Source organism: Kaistia sp. MMO-174 (genome assembly GCF_037147815.1).
In the GTDB taxonomy this organism is placed as follows: Bacteria; Pseudomonadota; Alphaproteobacteria; order Rhizobiales; family Kaistiaceae; genus Kaistia; species Kaistia nematophila.
In genome coordinates, this window is sequence record NZ_JBBCUO010000004.1 from 449,345 (window position 1) to 466,431 (window position 17,087).

Here is a 17,087-nt window from a genome sequence, read left to right on the forward strand (position 1 = left end):
CGAGGCGATCGGCATCGACCTGACCCGGATTCCGCTGGCACAGGGCAAGAAGGATATCTGGGACCGCATATTCGATTTCTCCGCTGGCCTTGGGGCACGACACTGCTGCCGCTGGGGACGACGATCGCGACCGCCGACGTCACGGCTATCACCGACGTGTTCCAGGCCGTTGTCGAATGGGCCCTCGATAGATTCCTGGTCGTCCAGCTCGACATCCGAGATCGGGGGTGGATCGGGTGGGTGCTGTTGGCGATAGGCATCGGCGTCGCCTGGCTTGGTGCCACTGATCAGCGCAAGGGCGCGATAGGCATGCGGATCTTCGATCCGATTGGCCGCGTCGACCGAGAGCTTGCCGACCACGTTGTCGGCGGGTTCGGCTATCCAGAACGGCGGCTCGCTTATTCGGCGACAGACGGCGATAGTTGGTGAGAAGGTCCTGCTCGTCGCGCACCGTCAGGTCCGTTCGTACCAAGCCCTGCATGGCGGCTCGGCCGGCGGGCTGGCTGACCTAGTTTAAGCCGCTGGCGCGGCTCGCGGGTTCGGGACTGTCTTGTCGGCCGGCGCGCCGCTTTTTACAGCGTAGGGAAATGCCGCGCCGTCCTCTCGGTGAAAGCGCCGGCGAGTAAGGATTTCAATAGCCTGAGCTCTGAGGGAGAGACGGTGTCAGGATGTGAGTAGCTTCGGCCAAGATGATCGGTCAGCCAGAAGGCAACTGTCGCTTTTCTTGACTTAGGTTAGCAGCGACCTATCAGATGCTTATTTCCAGACGATCTTACCGCCTTGAGATGGCCTATGAGAGGCCAAGGCCTAGCGTCGGCGGATTTTTCACCAATACACGCCGCATAGTTTCGGCAGCGTGTATTGGTTCCGACGAATTATTGATGATGACGCCGAGAACTTCCAAACTTATGCCGAGGGAGCCGCTGAACGACCGGGCCTCCATCGAGGCAGCACTGCCAGAAGCAAAAACCCAATCCCCAGCTGCAATCCATAGAGTTTCCATTGCGGGCCGTTCGAAGGGTAGCTCAAAGCCATCCACGGAGCGAGCAAAACCACGCCGAACCAAGTAAGGATAAGAGCCGAAAAACTGTGCTTCCAGTTGGCTCTCGGTTTTGGAAGAACCAATGACAAGAGCCAGGCGGCAGCAAACGTCACAAGGAGGCTTGGGAGCGAAAAAGCTGCCATGCCCACAGCAAATCTTACAGATTGTTCGTCCATGTCTTCCCCGTACCAAAGCCCGGCTGGCGCCGGGCGGTTGATCACGCGCAGACACGGGGTTGCACGCCCCACCTGTTTCCCAAAGGGTATTGTATTCGGTAGGCCGCCCGACATAGCGGGGGCCCGTGTCTTTGCGCGATTGCGCATCGCATCCAGTGATCAAGCCGAATAGCGACAATGGATTATTGCATGCGACATCCAGTGCAGGCAATGCAGGCAGACCACTGCTGAGTGGACAACAAGCAGAGAGAGAGCATGCGGGCTACGTACGGAAAGCCGAAGGCGTTTCACTAGGGTGTGGTGACGATTTAACGGTTTGGATGCCCCCCTAGGGCGCGCAGATTGGATTCTACGCTGGATTTTGGTCGACGATGGGCTGCGATGCGTTTCGGTACGATCCGGAGGAACGGATCTCACAGGCAAACCGCCGTTTTGTTCACGCGGTGTCTTCAACATTGACACCTTTGGCGACGGGGCCGCATCAAGGACAACAGCCGTCAGCGATGACATTGCCGCAACCGAACGAAGAACTAGAATGGGACAAACTCGTCTTCTCGAACAATGCCCGTGAATGCCGGCGTTCGATATACGTTGTCCCCCTAGGCATCTCATCGGCCGCGATGCTCGGCGAGCTCAGCCTGCCCCAGCTCGAGAGCGCGGGACGCCCAAAGCTGGTACTCATCGCGGTCGCCGGCACCTTTCCGCGCCAGAGCGGGCCAAAACGTCACCGTCGGCGCGTCTCCTGCCCGACGACCTGCGCCCATGCAGGAGGAGTCGGCTATCAATGATGAGGAATTGCCCTGGCCGTAAGGATGCGCCTCAGCCTCGGAGGCGGCGCCAGCTGTCGTTCTTTGCTATCCTTCCGCCTCAGCCCGCGGCAAGAAGCGCTGTGTGAGCGACATGAACGGCAGCTCCGCGCCCCCATTTGGTCTTGCAGAACTCAAGTGCGGCTTCCTGAAAGCTGCCACTCCTACCTACTGCCGGAGGGTACCAGCCGCGGTTCCTAGGACGACACCTCCTCGTTGATATCGCGCTTGGGTTGCTCGAGCGGAACGCGCCCCAAATAGTAGAACAGCCAAACGATATTGGTGCGCTTGCGCACGAAATAGCTGAGATCTACCGGGCCTTCAGGGCGGCCTCGCTCGGCTTCGCCCAATGAGCGCTCCCCTCGTTTGGACACCACCATTATAGCTCGCGTCTCGGTGTATTCGAGCCAGCGCAGCAGGAAGTATTGATCATTTTGGATCGTCACCTTGCCCAACTGGTAGGCTCATCAACCCCTCAAAAGCTCCGCCCGAGTTCTCGAGCTTGGCGGCGTCGTCTATGACGTGATTTCGGATCTGCTGAGCACCACATCCTGGTCCGCCCGCGAAGGTAGGTCGGTTATACTCGCCCTAGTCCAGATCACCAGTTGTCTAGGATGGCAGCGGCCTGCCTGCCGATCATGACAGTTCGCCCCTTGCCGAGTCGCTCAGATATGGCGTCGCACACCTTTTCTGCGCAGCATAACCATCAAGCCTGAGGCCGCCAGCGCCACCACCGTCAGCAGATAGGGCAAGGTCAGCAGCAATTCGCTCGGCAGGCCGAAGCCCTGTAGACGATCGGTCAATGCTCCAGCGAAGCCGAAGAACAAGGCAACCAGGAAAACCGTCACGGGGCGATGGCGGCCGAAGACAACGGCTGCGAAGGCAATGATTCCGCGTCCAGCGGTCATGTTGTCGGTGAACATGCCCAGGAGGCCCAAGGAGAGCTGGGCTCCCGCCATGGCTGCGCAGAAGCCCGTGATAGCGATTGCGACGTAGCGGATGCCGCGTACGCTAATGCCGGCTGCCGTCGCGGCCTCCGGCTTCTCGCCGACAGCCCGGAGAGCGAGACCGAATGTCGTGCCGTAGAGCACGAACAGGAAGAGCGGCAGCAACAGCCAGGAAAGATAGGTGAGCGCCGTATAGTTGCTCAACAATGGCCCGAGCACCGGGATCGATGCGAGGAAGAGCGGGTTGATCATGGCGAGTTGAACAGGCGAGAAGATGCCGCCGCTTTGACCGAGCAGAGCACTCATCAGGAAAACCGTTCCACCCTGAGCCAGCAGGATGAAGCCGAGCGCCGAGATGATTTGGTCGGCGCCGAGATCGATTACAACCCAGCCCCAGACGACGCTGAGCACCACGCACATCAAACCGCCGAGCAGGATCCCGGCCCAGACATTGCCGATCAGCGAACCGAAGAGCACGCTGAAGAAGGCGCCGAACAGCATCAACCCCTCCAGCGTGAAGTTGAAGATGCCGGCTTGGTGGCTCACGAGACCACCCATGGCGGCCCAGATCAGCGGCGTCGCGGCAACGAGCGCAGAGCTGACAAGAGAAAGGGTAAAGATATCCATGGCGGGCCTCAGCGGGGCTTGAGGGCCGCCACGAACCGACGCAGATAGCTGCGCAGATTGTAGGCGGACACGAACAGGATGATGGATCCCTGCAGGATCCAGATGATGCTCTTGGAGACGCCGAGCGTGCGCTCGATCTCCATGCCGCCGGCCTTGAGGATGCCAAGGAACAGGCCGGCCGGGATGCAGCCGGCGAGACTGCCACTGGCCAAGAGCGCGACCAGGAATCCGTCGAAGCCGAAGCCTGGATCGAACTGCGACACGAAGCGCTGGTTGATGCCGAGGCTCTCCGAGGCGCCGATCATGCCGGCGATGAACCCGCTGGCACAAAAGGCCAGGATCATCCGTTTTCCCGTGGGGACGCCCGCATAGTAGGCAAAAGCCGGATTGGCTCCCGTCATGCGGATTTCGTAGCCAATCTTGGCATTCGACATCAGCCGGGACATCAGAAGCGCTAGCGCGATCGCGGCGAACAGCATCAGGGACACGTTCCCGACGGGAAAGAACGAGGACAGAATCGCGCTGGGGGCCACCTTCACGGACATGAGGAACGCGGCCGATGTCGGATCGCGGAAGAACTGCCGCACGAGAAAGTCAGAAATGCCGATCGCCACATACCAGAGCATCAAGGAGGTCACGATTTCGCTGGCGCCCAGGTAACGGCGGAGCAAAGCGGGGATGAGGGCCCAGAAGGCGCCTGCCAAGCCGCCCCCGAGGATAGCCACAACCGGGTGAAGGCCAGTTGGCAGAAGCACGCCGAAGCCGATGAGGCTGCCGACGAAGCCGCCCAAATAGATCTGGCCGGACAGGCCCGCATTGAACAGCCCGGCCTTGAAACCGACGGTGACGGCAACGCCCGCAAGGATCAGCGGCGTCGCCCATCGCAGCGTCGAGGAGACGCCGTATAGGCTGCCCAGCGCGCCGCGCAGAAGCGCCGCATAAACATCGAGCGGGTTCACTCCCATGGTGAACAGCAGCACGGTCGTGATGGCAAGTCCGGCGCCGGTGGCGATCAGCGGCATCTGCAATGCCGCCCAGGCCCGAGCAAGATGGCCGGATCCGACAGAGCCACCACTCTCCAGGGTGGATTGCATAGTCATCTCATTGGTTCCCCGATCGATCGACGCTGCCTGCCTCGGGCGTGATACCGGCCATCAGAAGACCCAGTTTCTCGGGGGTGAGCTCATACGGCGCTGCCTCGGCCATGATCCGACCGTGATACATGACGATAATCCGGTCCGAGAGCCGCAGGATCTCATCGAGATCTGACGAGACCAGCACTATGCCAGCCTGCCTGCGGCGCTCCAGCAGCTGTTCGTAGATGAATTCCGCCGCTCCGATATCGACGCCGCGCGTCGGGTGGGCGGCAATGATGATTTCGGGATCGCTGGATAACTCGCGGGCGAAAATCGCCTTCTGCATGTTGCCACCCGACAGGCTACCGGCTGGCGCCGCGATATTGCCGGGACGCACGTCGAAGGATTTGATCAGTCTTGCCGCATGGGTCCGCGCCGCCGCCATGTCGAGCCAGGCACCCGAACCAACCGGGCCTATTCTGTGTGCCCCCATGATCAAATTGTCTAGCAGAGGCGCAGGCGTTGCCAGACCGGTGGCGATCCGGTCCTCTGGGATATGGGCCACGCCGTGACGACGCATGATGGCCGGGCTCAGCCGCGCCGTGACATCCGTACCCCTTAGGGTCAGGCGCCCCGATCGAGGCCTTCGCATCCCCGCGATGACTTCTATCAGTTCCGACTGCCCGTTGCCCTCGACACCGGCGATCCCGACGATCTCACCCTGACGAAGGGCGAGGGATACATCGTCGAGGCGCGTGGCGCCCTCTGTATCGGGATCGCTGCAGATGTTCTCGAGCCGAGCGAGTTCTTCCCCTCGGGGCACGGCCTCTGACCGTCGACCCGCCAGGACCTCGTGCCCCACCATCGCCGTGGCAAGGAGGTTGGGGTTGGTCTCGCCAATCTCGACGCCAAGCGTCACGCGACCTGCCCGCATGACCGTGACCCGGTCCGCCAGCGCCATTACCTCCTTCAGCTTGTGTGTTATGAAGATGATGGTCTTTCCGCACGCCTTCAGATGCCGGAGCTGGCCAAGCAGGGATTGGGTTTCCTGGGGGGTGAGAACCGCAGTGGGCTCGTCGAGGATCAGGACATCGGGATTGCGATAGAGCGCCTTCAATATCTCGACGCGCTGCTGGACGCCGACCCGGCACTCGCCCAGGCGCTGGCGGGGATCGACCGCAAGACCATACGTCTCGGCCAAGTCGGCGACCTGTCTCTCGGCGATCCGGCGCTGAAAGAGGCCGGCCCAGCGTGGAGGGTTCGAAATGACGATGTTCTCAGCGACACTCAGCGACCCGACAAGCGAGAAATGCTGGTGAACCATAGCGATGCCCTGGCTCATCGCCACGTCCGGATTGCGCAGGACGACCTCGCTGCCGCGGAACAGGATCTGGCCCTCATCCGGCATCTGCAGGCCGGCGAGCGCCTTCATCAGCGTCGATTTGCCAGCGCCGTTCTCCCCGACGATGGCATGGATCTCGCCTGCATTGACACGCAGATCGATGGAATCATTGGCGACGAAGGTGCCAAAGCGCTTCGTGACGCCGACAAGCTCAATGATCGGATTGGCCATGCAATGCCTCGGCACAACGGACGGGTATCAAGTGCCGGCCCGACGACGCCGGGTCGGCGATGAGGGACGGGATCAGAGTTCGGGCGTGCCGGAAATCTTGATCGCGCCCGTGCGCACCTGGTCCCGCATATTGGCGATGGTGTCGGCGATAACCTTCGGCAGGCTAGAGCCGAGCTTGTGGTCAGCATCGCTGAAGGGACAGATATCGAGAGCACCGTCCGGCAAGCCGACATAGTGATGCCCCGGGGCAAATGTCCCGTTCCGCACCTCTTCCATCACGCCAATGACCCAGTTATCCAGAAAGACGAGCATCGAGGCCAGACAGGTGTCCGGATATTGGAGGCACTGGTCGTTGTCCATGCCCAGTCCGATATAGCCCAGACGTTGCGCCGAGCTCAGCACCCCGTGCTGGCTCTTGCCCCCGCTCACGCCGATGATACCGGCGCCGCGCTCCTTCAGGACGGCCGCAAGCTGCGCGGCCTTGACCGGATCCTCGAACGGGGAATTGCCGCCGATGACGTTGAAGAGAACCTTGCCGTTCTTGTTGGTCGCCTTGAAGCCCTGCTGGTAGCCAGCGAGGTAGCCGTGCTGCTCGCCGTTCTCGACCGCGAGCACGACACCCAGCGTATCGCTATCGACACCGAGAAGCTTCTCGGTCGAGACCATGCCGGCGAGCGCGCCCGTGAGGTAGGTCCCATCCTGGCCGGCGTGCCAAACCGACTTAAGGTTCGGCGTCCCGTCCGGAACAATGCCGATCAGGTTGGCGAAATGGGTATCCGGAAACTGCTTCGCCGCGCGCTCGAGCGGATCCGCCATCGGCGGGAAGAGACCGATGATCAGGTCCGGCTTCTCGGCTGCCGATGCCTCCAGCGCGCCCTGATAGTCACCCTGTAGCGCCTCGACCACGCGCACATTGTAGTTGAGCTGCTCGGCGCCACGCTTGAATCCGGCAATCATCGTGTCGACCGGGCCGAGATCGCCGGCACGCTGGATGGTGATCAGCACGGCGTTGAGCGTCTTGGCGCTCGCCGCGGCGCGGGCCTGACCGATCCCGCCATGACTGAGCGGTGCACGCGGATCCGTAACGGCACCCACGAACGCATAAGCGGCGGCCGTCGACATGCCGAGCTTCATCGCGCCCTTCAGCAGCCCGCGGCGGGACATCGTTCCCCGGTTGAACCGATCTTCGAGATCGAGCCACTTCTCAAACATATGCAACTCCTCGTTCGCGCTCTGGAAAAGCCCTGGTAGCTGGATGCTTGTTTCTATATACAGGAACAGCATCTCTTAACAGAAGCGTTGCATCGACAGATTCGTTCGTCAAGCGCCTTGTTGGGCTCACGCGCAATCCCCACGTGACCGCGTGTCCAATCGCAGCCCATGGACAGGTTTGAAGCGAGCACCTATGGGCTGCTATGATTGCAGCGGGCGTCAGGGATCGAAGGTTAGTATTCAAATGACTGAGAAGACTGGGGCCAAAGGCGCGTCATCTGGCCTGGAGACCTCGACCAACGCCAAGCTAAAGTATGAAAACGATCATTGGCTGCTCAGTCCGGGCAGCAACTACGTCAGCGAGCGAAAGGCGGCCGGCATCGTTCCCGCGCTCGAGAACGGCATTGCCATCATCTCCTATTTGAACAAGCGCGCTCCGCGCCCGGCGGGCTTGACGGAGATCGCCACGACCCTTGGAATCTCGCGCAGCCACTGCCATTCGCTACTCAAGACGCTGACCCACTTCGACTGGCTCAGTTTCGATGAGACCTCAAAGACTTACAGACTTCAGTCCGGCATCATTAGCGATGCCTCGTCCCTGCTGAGCTCCCCGATCATCAGCGTGATCCGCCCACTCCTGACGACGCTCGTCGAACATCTGGAACTGCCATGCGTCATCACTGAGCCGCTCTCGGATGATTCGTTCGTGGTGATCGACCGGATCAACGCCCATCACATTATGGAAGTCTCTTTCCCGGTCGGCCATCGCTTTCCACGCAATGCGGCAGCGCAAATGCGGGCCTATCTTTCATGGCAGTCGCCTGAGCGGATCGATCGCTGGATGCACAATTGGCGGCCCATCGCCTACACTGAGCATTCTCTCCTCGAGGCGCAGGCCATCCGCGCCGAGATCGGCGAAACGCGCCGCCGCGGTTACGCGCGGTCGGTCGGCGAATTCACGGAAGGGCTGATGGCGCTCGCCCTGCCCATCTTCGACCGCTCCGGCCGCGTCGCCTATGTTTTCAATATCTCGTCACTGACGGGGACGATGCTGCCGCGGGAAGCCGAAGTCGCGCGCGAGATGCAGCGGACCGTCGCCCAGATCCATCGCGCCCTCGCGGCCGGGGTTCCGCCCGACTTTCCGAGCTAGATGCAAGGAGGCGCCCTGGAATGGCCCCTCGCAGAGGCTAGAGTCGAGCGCGATCGTAGGGCTTGCGCTGGAGATAGCGACCGCCGCCCTCGCCGCCGACGAACTCACGATTTTCCACGATCACCTCGCCCCGCCGCAAGACCGTCATCGGCAGCCCCCGAACCTTGCGCCCTTCATAAAGCGTGTAGTCCGAAGCGTGGTGCAGATTTTCCTGGCGGATGGTGGCCGTGGCGTTCGGATCCCAGATCACGAGATCCGCATCGCTGCCGACGGTGATGCTGCCCTTCTGCGGGTAGAGACCGAACAGGCGCGCCGGCGTAGTTGACACCATTTCGACGAATCGATTCACGCTGAAACGGCCTTCGTTCACGCCCTGATAGACCAGGGTCAATCGCTCCTCGATTCCAGGCGCACCGTTTGGGATCTTCGAAAAATCGTCCCGTCCCAACTGCTTGTGCTTCAGGAACGACCAGCTCGCATGGTCGGAAGACACCGCCTGCAGCGCTCCGGACGACAGCGCCCGCCACAGCGCCGCCTGATCCTGCTCCGTACGGGCTGGCGGCGTGAACACCCATTTGGCGCCCTCGAAGCCGTCACGGGCAAGGTCATCCTTCGTTGCGTAGAGATAGTGCGTGCAGGTTTCGGCTGTTACATCGACACCGCGCCGCCGTCCCGCCATCACCTCGTCCAGGGAATCCTGGCACGTCAGGTGGACGATGTAGATCGGCGCGCCGACCAGCTCGGCGAGAGCGATGGCGCGAGCTGTCGCCTCGCTTTCCACGCGTGGCGGACGGCTCAGCGCGTGATATCGGGGGGCGGTGTTTCCGGCTTCCAGATTCTGCTCGACCAGGAAATCGGCGGCGTCACCGTTCTCGGCATGCACCATGACCAGAGCACCAGATCGGCGGGCCTGGGCAAGGGTGCGCACCAGTGTTCGATCATCCACCATCTGGGCGCCTTTGTAGGCCATGAACAGCTTGAAACTGGTCACGCCTTCGCGGGAAAGCCCGCCCAGCTCGGCCTCCACACCCGGATTGAAATCAACCACGATGATGTGGAAGCCATAGTCGATCACGGCTTTGCCCGAAGCCTTGGCGTGCCAGCCATCCAGGGCTTCGCGTAGCGTTTGACCGCGCGCCTGCTGGCAGAAGTCGACAATCGTTGTCGTTCCGCCGCAGGCCGCGGCGATGGTCCCCGATCGAAAATCATCCGCGGTATTGAACCCTGCGCCTGGGGCATCGAGGTGCGTATGCACGTCCACGCCGCCCGGAAGGACCAACATTCCTGCGGCATCTATAGTTCTTCTGGCCTCCGGGGACGCGCCCCCGATCTGAACAATCTTACCGTTGCTTATTCCGATGGCGGCCTCTGACGTGTTGGACGCGTTTACGACCAGGCCGTTCTCGATGAGAAGATCCAGCACTCTTCACTCCCCCTGCTTGCCCTTGGCGGGCGCCGCTGCGCCGCCGGTGTGTGCTTGACAGGCAGGAAATCAGGCTTAGAGTTTCCTGTAAACAAGATTGTATCCCGTATACAGAAAGAGAAACAAATGTACGCAGAGGCGAGAACGCTCTATGAGCGAAGCGGCTTCGGAGGAAGGGTGGGGTTCGGCAAGCGCCCCGCCATCGTCGTCATCGACATGGCCAGGTCCTGGCTCGATGACGCATCGCCGCAAGGGTCATCCGGCCTGCTCCCCGTGCTGGAGAACACGGTGAAGCTGATCGACGTCGCGCGCGCCGCGGGTCATCCGGTCTTCTTCTCCACGATGGCCTTCGAGAAAAGCGACGTCGCGGGACCCTATGGCCGCAAGATGCTTCACCTCAGCCAACTCGGCTCGCTCGACGCCGGGTCGTCGATGGTCGAGTTGGATCCGCGACTGAACCGGCGGGCCGACGAACCGCTTCTGGTCAAGCCGCGCGCCTCGGTGTTCTGGGGCACGCCGTTCGACAGCTACCTCGTCGGCGGCGGAATCGACACCCTGATCATCACCGGCTGCAGCACGAGCGGGTGCGTCCGCGCCACGGCCGAAAGCGCGCACAACGTCAATCTGCACACGATCGTCGTGAGGGAAGCCGTGGGCGACCGGTCGCCACTGGCGCATGAGGTCAACTTGACCGACATCGACCTTCGCTACGCCGACGTGATGAGCCTCGAAGACGTGTCCAGCTACCTGAAAGAGACCCCTGCCCAATGACCACTGCAATCAACCGCCATAACCAGAACCATCGCATGAGCCTCTGCGTCGAGGCGGGCGGCTTCGTCTTCACCGCCGGCCTGACGGCCGTGCGCGAGCGCGGCAACTCCGTCACGGCCCAGGCCACGGAAATTCTCGAGCGCATCGACAAGGAGCTGGCCGGAGTGGGCACCGACAAGACCCGCCTCGTCCAGGCCCAGGTCTGGCTGACCGACATCCACACGTTCGACGAGTTCAACAAGGTCTGGGACGCCTGGATCGCCGACGCCGGCAAGCCGGTGCGCGCCTGCGTCGAGGCCGCGCTCGCCGACCCGGCACTGAATTGCGAGATCATGGTCACCGCGCTTCGCTGAGACATCACGACGGCGCAGCATCCATCGCGCCGGCTTGTCATCCCTATCCAGATCGCGAGTCGACAATGCCCAGGATCAACGCAGATAGACTGCTGACGGATCTCCGGAAATTCGCGCAGTTCGGCGCCTACAAGACCGGAGTCCACCGCCCGACCTATACGGTCGAGGATATGGAAAGCCGCCGCTGGCTGGTTTCCCAATATGAGAAGACTGGGCTCGCGGCGCATATCGACGGCGTCGGCAATGTCATCGGTCATTCCAGGGGCGATAGGCCATCGCTGATGATCGGTTCGCACGCGGAATCGCAGAATCACGCCGGCTGGCTGGATGGAGCGATGGGCGTCATCTTCGGTCTGGAGGTAGCGCGCAGTTTCGCGGAGGCGCCGGACTGCACCGGGCTTCCGATCGCCCCGGTCGCCTGGGCGGATGAGGAGAGCCACTACATCGCCTTGCTCGGCAGCCGCTCCTATGTCGGCGACCTTTCCGACGCGGAGATCGACGCCGCGACCAATGCCTATACCGGCCAACCCTTGCGCGACGCCCTGAAGGAAGCGGGCCTCGCCGGCACCTCGCGCAGCTTCTTCGAACCGGGACGCCATGTCGGATATCTCGAGGCGCATATCGAGCAGGGCGACTTCCTGGAGTCGACGAGTCGCCGGATCGGAATCGTGACGAGCATCGTCGCAATCTGGCAGTACCGCATCGTGTTCGAGGGCATACAGAACCATGCCGGCACCACCCGCATGGCGATCCGAAAGGATGCCGGGGTGGCGGCTGCCCGGCTGCAATGCGCTATCGCCGAACGCTTCCCGGACATCGCCGGCCCCCGGTCGGTCTGGACGACGGGCCGCGTCACGGTTTCGCCTGGCGCGGCCAGCATCATCCCCGGCGGTGCCGAGATCCTGTTCCAGTTCCGGGATGAGGACGAGGCAACGCTCGAGCGCTTCGACGCGGCGTTGCGGGATTTGGTCGAAAAGACTTCCGCGCGAACCGGCTGCGCCGCGAGCATCGAGCGGATCGCAAAGGGACATCCCCGGCGCATGGACGAGGCGTTCCAGGACGCACTTGAACGCGCCGCCGAGCGGCATTGCGCGGACAGCCACACGCGCATGCCGAGCGGCGCCAGCCACGATGCCCAGCTCGTGGCGCGCAAGATGCGGGCCGGGATGCTTTTCGTGCCGAGCATCGGCGGCATCAGCCATCACTGGACGGAGAACACGGAGGATGCCGACCTGGTTCTCGGCTGCCAGGTGCTCGCCGACGCGGCCGAGGATATCCTGCGCAACGGGCTCTAGTTTCTGAGCGGCTGCCGCGGACGACAGGCTCCGCCCCCTGCGATGGCGGAGCCTGTGCTTCACCAGGTCACGTCGCCGCCATTGGGCGAGATGGACTGGCCTACCATGAAGCTCGCCTCGTCCGAAGCAAGATAGACATAGGCGGATGCGATCTCGTCCGGATGCGCGATCCTTTGGATCGGCAGCTGCGCCTCTTTCCATTTTCGCCAGTCGTCAGGACTCTCGCGCCAGGTCGCGGTGTCGGTCGGGCCCGGGCAGACGCTATTGACGAGCACGCCACGCGCGGCGACTTCCTGCGCGACCGCCGAGGTCAAGGCGACGACGCCGGCCTTTGCAGCACTGTAGATGGCCGCGCCGGCGGCCGGCTTATGGGCCAGTTGCGAGGCCGTATTGATGATGCGGCCATAGCCTTGCGCAAGCATCGGCGGAAGGCCGAACCGCATTCCCAGCGCGACGCCGCGCAGGTTGATGTCGATCAGCCTCTGCCAGTTCGACCAGTCGATATCGACGAAATCCCCGGATGGCTGGCCGATGCCGGCATTGTTAACGAGGATATCGATGCGTCCATAGCGCGCGACGGTAGTCCCGACGGCGCCTGCGACATCGCTATCGGTCGTGACGTCGCAATGAACTGAAAGCGCGTCGGAGCCGCCGGCGACAATCTGGCGAACCACCTCGCCACGCTCGGCCTCGTGTCCTCTGTCGGCCACCACAACGCGCGCCCCCTCCCGTCCGAGAGCCAGGGCAACCGCCCTGCCGATGCCTATTGCGCTACCAATCACCAGGGCATTTCGTTCATCGAGACGTGGCATGGCGATCCCCTCTTTACCGATCCGCTCATTTGTTGAAATGGAATTCGCCGGACCTTTCGGCCCGGCGAGACATTGATGCGGCCTGGGGCCGTTATCGGGATGCGAGCCGCGACTGTGACCCGACCGATCCCGTCAGGTCAGGGATTCCTCGCGGCCACGGACGAGCTGCGAAAGCGCGACCGCGATCACCAAGGCACCACCATAGAAGAGGTCTTGGACGAAGGTATCGATGCCCAGAATGGACAGGCCCGTAATTCCAGTAACGAGCAGGTAGACGGCTATCATCGAGCCGATCGGATTGAACCGACCCGGTGAAATCGCGGTCGCGCCGAGATAGGCCGCCGCAAAGGCCGGCAGCATCAGCTGCGTACCGGAATTGGGGTCCGCGGACCCGGACGTGCCGGCATAGAGAACGCCGGCGATCGCCGCGAAGGCGCCGGACGCCAGGAAACAGATCAGGCGCATGCGCGTGACGGGGATGCCCGACAGCCGCGCCACGTCACGTCCACGCCCGACGAACAGGGCCTTGCGCCCGAGCGACGTGAACTCGAAGACGTAAAGCAGGACCAGCGCCAGCGCGAGCGCGTAGTAGAAGGCCAGCGGGATGCCCAGGAAGCGGGTCAGGATGACGGCGTTGACCAAGCTCCAGTCGATGCCGCCGATGGTGCGGGAATTGCTGATCCACAGTGTGAGTCCGTGGAGAAACGTTCCCGTGCCCAGCGTGACGATCAGCGAATGGATACGAAAATAGAGCGTGAAGAAGGCATTCAGCAGACCGGTCAGGATCCCGACCGCAATAGCCGCCGCGATCGCGGCGCCGATCGGCCAGCCGTGATTGACGTTGAGCACCGCGATGACCATCGAGGACAGTGTCAGGACCTGCGCGATGGAAAGATCAATGTCGCCCGCGGTCAGGGGAATGATCAGGCCGAGCGTCAGGATCACCAGGACGGCCTGCGAGCCGAAGATCGTCGAGAAGTTCGGCCAAGTCAGGAACGTGTCGGGCGCGATCGCGCCGAAGATCGCGATGATCACGAACCAGGCAATCAGGAGCGCGAACCGCTCCAGATCGACCAGGAGGCGGCGACGACCGCGCCGTGGGGCTTCGGCGCCCTTCGCAGGGCTTTCCGTGACTGTGTTGCTCATTGCGGGTTCTCTTCCAGAACTACGGGGGCGCCAGCCAAGGTGCCGCCGAAGCTGTCGAGGCAGCGTTCGGTGATGGTCGACTTGTTGACGTCGGAACCGGTCAGCGTCGCCACGACGCGGCCATGACTGAAGACGAGCACGCGATCGCAGATCATCTCGAGCTGTTCGTGATCGGAGCTGGCGCAGATGACTGCGGCGCCGCGCGCCGCCGCCTCGTGGATGAACCCATAGACCTGATGGCGGGCACCGACGTCGACGCCCTGCGTAGGCTCGTCGAGCAGGATCACGCGCGGCTTGGTCTGGAGCCACTTGGCAAGCACGACCTTCTGCTGGTTGCCGCCCGACAGCTCGCGGATGAGGCGAGTCGGATCCTGCGGCCGGACATCGAAGTCCTGCACCAGGGAAGCGGCCTGCCGCATGACCTCACTCGCTCGAACGAAGAGACTCGGCAGGGTGCGACCGAGGGCCGGCAGGGTGACGTTCTCCGCCACCGTCAATCCTTCCGCGATCGCGGCACCCTGACGGTCCGCGGGAACGAGCACCATTCCGCTGTCGATCGCCCTGGCCGGGCTCATGTCGGCGATCGGAGCGGGCTGATCCTGGATCGACAGCGTGCCGCCGGTCGCCGGCTCGGCGCCATAGAGATAATAGAGGACGCGGTCGTAGCCAGATCCGACCAGCCCGGAGAGACCGAGCACCTCGCCCGAGGCGACCGAAATATCCAGCGGTTCCAGATCGGGCGCGGACAGTCCTGAAACACGGATCATCGTCTTGCCCGACCTCTTGGCGGCCTTGAGCCGCTCGGCCGGAAGGTGGCGTCCGACGATCGCAGCGATGAAATCGGCCTTGCCTGCTTCTGCGGTGACCAGGCTGGCGGCGATGCGGCCATTGCGCAGTACCGTCGCGCGGGTCGTCAGTTCCTTGACCTCGTCGACGTCGTGCGAGACGAAGATCACGCTGGTCCCCTGCGCCGCGAGCCTGCGGACTAGGGTGAACAGCCGCTCGACGTCGACGCGCGACAGGAAGGGCGTCGGTTCGTCGAGGATGAGAAGCCCCCCGGATCCGCCCGCAGTCTCCGCGATCTCCATGAAGGCACGGACGATGGCGACCAGCGCCCGCTCGACCGGCATGAGTTCGCTGACAGGCAGCCGGGGATCGATATCCAACCCGGACTCCTGGAGGACCTTGCGCGCCTCGCCATGCGCCCTCCGCCAGTGAATCATCGGGTTGGCTTGGCGCACCAGCCGGCGCGCCAAAAGGTTCTCGGTCACCGAGAGCGCGGGGACCAAGCCGAGGGCCTGGTGCACCACGGCGATGCCGTAGCGGCTGAATTCGCCGGCCGGCAGCGGCAACGGCAATTCCCGGCCGCCAAGCGTCACCCGCCCACCATCCGGCGCATAGACGCCGGACAACATCTTGATCAGCGTCGACTTGCCGGAGCCATTATGGCCCAGCAGGCCGTGAATCTCGCCGTAGTTGACCGTCAGCGTGACGTCGTCGACCACCTTCGTGCCGCCGAAGGACTTTGTCAGTCCTTCGACGACGAGATTGGCGGCCTGGGGAGCCGCTGCAGCCATTACTGCAAGCCCCAGAGCTTCCGGTAGCCGGCGACATAGGCATCGCCGTAGCCGGTGGAGATCTGCGGCGGGGTGCCGGCCGAGGCGGCGTTGCTCGCGTCGAAGATGTAAAGCGGAACCTTAGGATCCTGGATCGACGGCAAGCCGCAGACCATCCGCATCTCGGCGTCGACGATCGCATGCGCGACCCAGTCGATGCTTTCTCCGATGTCCATCTCGACCTTGCCCTGCTGCACCAGCTGCAAGACATAGGGGCTGCCGTTGAAGGTGGCGATCTTCACGCGTTCCGAAGACTGTGTCAGCTCGACCGCCGGGACCACGAACTGGGCCATGCCGTCATAGATTGGCAGGATATAGTTGATCGAGGGATCCCGCAGCAGCGCCGACTGCACCGTGGACTGCATGCGCGTCGCCCAGTCCGTCACCGGAACATTGAGGTACTGAACCTTGCAGTCCTCGCAGGTTTCCATGACCTCCTTGATGCCGTTCTGCAGCGAGTTGGCCGAGAAGGAATCCTCCGCCACGATGGCCAAGACGTTGGCCTTGCCTTCGGTCTTGAGGATGGCCCACTGCGCCATCAGCCGGCCGGCCTGGGTATAGTCGATATGAACGTTCTGAAACGGCGCCGGCGCCGGCGTATCGAAACCCGAGGCATGCGCCGCGACGATCTTCAGCCCTGCCTGGTCCGCCTGCGTGGCCTGCGGCAGGAGAACGCGCGGATCCGACATCAGGACGTCGACTAGGCTGTAGCCCTGCGTGATGGCCTGGTTGATGCCCTGAATCCACTGCGACGGCTGGCCCTGCGTCTGGTAGTGGTCGTACTGGAAGCCGATTTCCTTGGCGATCTCCGTCATCCGCGTGGCCACGCCGCCTGTAAACTCGACGGCGCTGGAGAACGGAACCACCATCAGCTTCTTGTCCGCCATGCAGCTCTTCGCATCGAAGGGCTCGCCCGGCGGCGTGAAGGCAGGCAGCTTCTGATGTTCGGCGATGCTCGCCCGAATGGCCTCAAGGTCGACGGCACCGGCGGGTGCAATCGATGCGGAAAACCACAATGCGGCGCCGGCAACGCCGACTAGAAGCTTGGTCATGTTCATCATC

Annotated in this window: 15 protein-coding genes; 5 read left to right on the forward strand and 10 right to left on the reverse strand. The window is 62.9% G+C overall.

Going from position 1 to position 17,087, the window contains the following annotated elements; genetic code table 11:
* Nucleotides 1–156: 156 nt before the first annotated feature.
* Complete coding sequence (locus WFK98_RS17070; protein WP_336801081.1) at nt 157–429, forward strand: hypothetical protein; 273 nt, start codon at nt 157–159, stop codon at nt 427–429.
* Between the two features lie 1,792 nt (nt 430–2,221).
* On the opposite strand, the gene WFK98_RS17075 is transcribed toward WFK98_RS17070, so the two are convergent.
* From WFK98_RS17075 to WFK98_RS17095, 5 genes are all read right to left on the reverse strand, one after another.
* Complete coding sequence (locus WFK98_RS17075; RefSeq protein ID WP_336801082.1) at nt 2,222–2,479, reverse strand: hypothetical protein; 258 nt, start codon at nt 2,477–2,479, stop codon at nt 2,222–2,224.
* A gap of 210 nt (nt 2,480–2,689) precedes the next feature.
* Nucleotides 2,690–3,598, reverse strand: a complete 909-nt coding sequence (locus WFK98_RS17080; RefSeq protein ID WP_336801083.1) for an ABC transporter permease — start codon at nt 3,596–3,598, stop codon at nt 2,690–2,692.
* Nucleotides 3,599–3,606: 8 nt separating this feature from the next.
* Nucleotides 3,607–4,692: an ABC transporter permease gene (locus WFK98_RS17085; RefSeq protein WP_336801084.1), complete on the reverse strand. Its 1,086-nt coding sequence runs from the start codon at nt 4,690–4,692 to the stop codon at nt 3,607–3,609.
* A 7-nt stretch (nt 4,693–4,699) separates the two neighbouring features.
* Complete coding sequence (locus tag WFK98_RS17090; protein ID WP_336801085.1) at nt 4,700–6,247, reverse strand: ABC transporter ATP-binding protein; 1,548 nt, start codon at nt 6,245–6,247, stop codon at nt 4,700–4,702.
* Nucleotides 6,248–6,319: 72 nt separating this feature from the next.
* Nucleotides 6,320–7,459, reverse strand: a complete 1,140-nt coding sequence (locus WFK98_RS17095; protein ID WP_336801086.1) for a BMP family ABC transporter substrate-binding protein — start codon at nt 7,457–7,459, stop codon at nt 6,320–6,322.
* 244 nt (nt 7,460–7,703) lie between these two features.
* Between WFK98_RS17095 and WFK98_RS17100 the strand changes: the two genes are divergently transcribed.
* Nucleotides 7,704–8,609, forward strand: coding sequence for an IclR family transcriptional regulator (locus WFK98_RS17100; protein WP_336801087.1), 906 nt, complete (start codon nt 7,704–7,706; stop codon nt 8,607–8,609).
* Nucleotides 8,610–8,646: 37 nt separating this feature from the next.
* Here WFK98_RS17100 and hydA read toward each other — a convergent pair whose 3' ends face one another.
* On the reverse strand, nt 8,647–10,032 hold the full coding sequence (gene hydA / locus WFK98_RS17105) for a dihydropyrimidinase (protein WP_336801088.1): 1,386 nt from the start codon (nt 10,030–10,032) through the stop codon (nt 8,647–8,649).
* Nucleotides 10,033–10,158: 126 nt separating this feature from the next.
* On the opposite strand from hydA, the gene WFK98_RS17110 reads away from it, so the two are divergent.
* The 3 genes from WFK98_RS17110 (at nt 10,159) to WFK98_RS17120 (ending at nt 12,451) form a co-directional block, all read left to right on the forward strand.
* Nucleotides 10,159–10,803 (forward strand): isochorismatase family protein, encoded by a 645-nt coding sequence (locus tag WFK98_RS17110; RefSeq protein WP_336801089.1) that lies wholly within the window; start codon nt 10,159–10,161, stop codon nt 10,801–10,803.
* A complete protein-coding gene (locus tag WFK98_RS17115) occupies nt 10,800–11,156 on the forward strand; it encodes a RidA family protein (RefSeq protein ID WP_336801090.1) in 357 nt (118 codons plus the stop codon). Before WFK98_RS17110 ends, WFK98_RS17115 begins: the two co-directional genes overlap by 4 nt.
* 65 nt (nt 11,157–11,221) lie before the next feature.
* Nucleotides 11,222–12,451 (forward strand): Zn-dependent hydrolase, encoded by a 1,230-nt coding sequence (locus tag WFK98_RS17120; protein ID WP_336801091.1) that lies wholly within the window; start codon nt 11,222–11,224, stop codon nt 12,449–12,451.
* Between the two features lie 59 nt (nt 12,452–12,510).
* Here the strand turns inward: WFK98_RS17120 and WFK98_RS17125 are convergent, their stop codons facing one another.
* The 4 genes from WFK98_RS17125 to WFK98_RS17140 form a co-directional block, all read right to left on the reverse strand.
* On the reverse strand, nt 12,511–13,263 hold the full coding sequence (locus WFK98_RS17125) for an SDR family NAD(P)-dependent oxidoreductase (RefSeq protein WP_336801092.1): 753 nt from the start codon (nt 13,261–13,263) through the stop codon (nt 12,511–12,513).
* Between the two features lie 132 nt (nt 13,264–13,395).
* Nucleotides 13,396–14,409, reverse strand: a complete 1,014-nt coding sequence (locus WFK98_RS17130) for an ABC transporter permease (RefSeq protein ID WP_336801093.1) — start codon at nt 14,407–14,409, stop codon at nt 13,396–13,398.
* Nucleotides 14,406–15,986, reverse strand: coding sequence for a sugar ABC transporter ATP-binding protein (locus WFK98_RS17135; protein WP_336801094.1), 1,581 nt, complete (start codon nt 15,984–15,986; stop codon nt 14,406–14,408). The genes WFK98_RS17130 and WFK98_RS17135 overlap by 4 nt, the downstream gene beginning before the upstream one ends.
* Complete coding sequence (locus WFK98_RS17140) at nt 15,986–17,077, reverse strand: sugar ABC transporter substrate-binding protein (RefSeq protein ID WP_336801095.1); 1,092 nt, start codon at nt 17,075–17,077, stop codon at nt 15,986–15,988. Before WFK98_RS17140 ends, WFK98_RS17135 begins: the two co-directional genes overlap by 1 nt.
* Nucleotides 17,078–17,087: the final 10 nt, after the last annotated feature.

What these genes read in the sequence shown, in the direction of transcription:
- WFK98_RS17080 (WP_336801083.1), bottom strand. Translation starts at nt 3,598, where the DNA reads ATGGATATCTTTACCCTTTCTCTTGTCAGCTCTGCGCTCGTTGCCGCG.
- WFK98_RS17085 (WP_336801084.1), bottom strand. Translation starts at nt 4,692, where the DNA reads ATGCAATCCACCCTGGAGAGTGGTGGCTCTGTCGGATCCGGCCATCTT.
- WFK98_RS17090 (WP_336801085.1), bottom strand. Translation starts at nt 6,247, where the DNA reads ATGGCCAATCCGATCATTGAGCTTGTCGGCGTCACGAAGCGCTTTGGC.
- WFK98_RS17095 (WP_336801086.1), bottom strand. Translation starts at nt 7,459, where the DNA reads ATGTTTGAGAAGTGGCTCGATCTCGAAGATCGGTTCAACCGGGGAACG.
- WFK98_RS17100 (WP_336801087.1), top strand. Translation starts at nt 7,704, where the DNA reads ATGACTGAGAAGACTGGGGCCAAAGGCGCGTCATCTGGCCTGGAGACC.
- WFK98_RS17110 (WP_336801089.1), top strand. Translation starts at nt 10,159, where the DNA reads ATGTACGCAGAGGCGAGAACGCTCTATGAGCGAAGCGGCTTCGGAGGA.
- WFK98_RS17115 (WP_336801090.1), top strand. Translation starts at nt 10,800, where the DNA reads ATGACCACTGCAATCAACCGCCATAACCAGAACCATCGCATGAGCCTC.
- WFK98_RS17120 (WP_336801091.1), top strand. Translation starts at nt 11,222, where the DNA reads ATGCCCAGGATCAACGCAGATAGACTGCTGACGGATCTCCGGAAATTC.
- WFK98_RS17125 (WP_336801092.1), bottom strand. Translation starts at nt 13,263, where the DNA reads ATGCCACGTCTCGATGAACGAAATGCCCTGGTGATTGGTAGCGCAATA.
- WFK98_RS17130 (WP_336801093.1), bottom strand. Translation starts at nt 14,409, where the DNA reads ATGAGCAACACAGTCACGGAAAGCCCTGCGAAGGGCGCCGAAGCCCCA.
- WFK98_RS17135 (WP_336801094.1), bottom strand. Translation starts at nt 15,986, where the DNA reads ATGGCTGCAGCGGCTCCCCAGGCCGCCAATCTCGTCGTCGAAGGACTG.
- WFK98_RS17140 (WP_336801095.1), bottom strand. Translation starts at nt 17,077, where the DNA reads ATGACCAAGCTTCTAGTCGGCGTTGCCGGCGCCGCATTGTGGTTTTCC.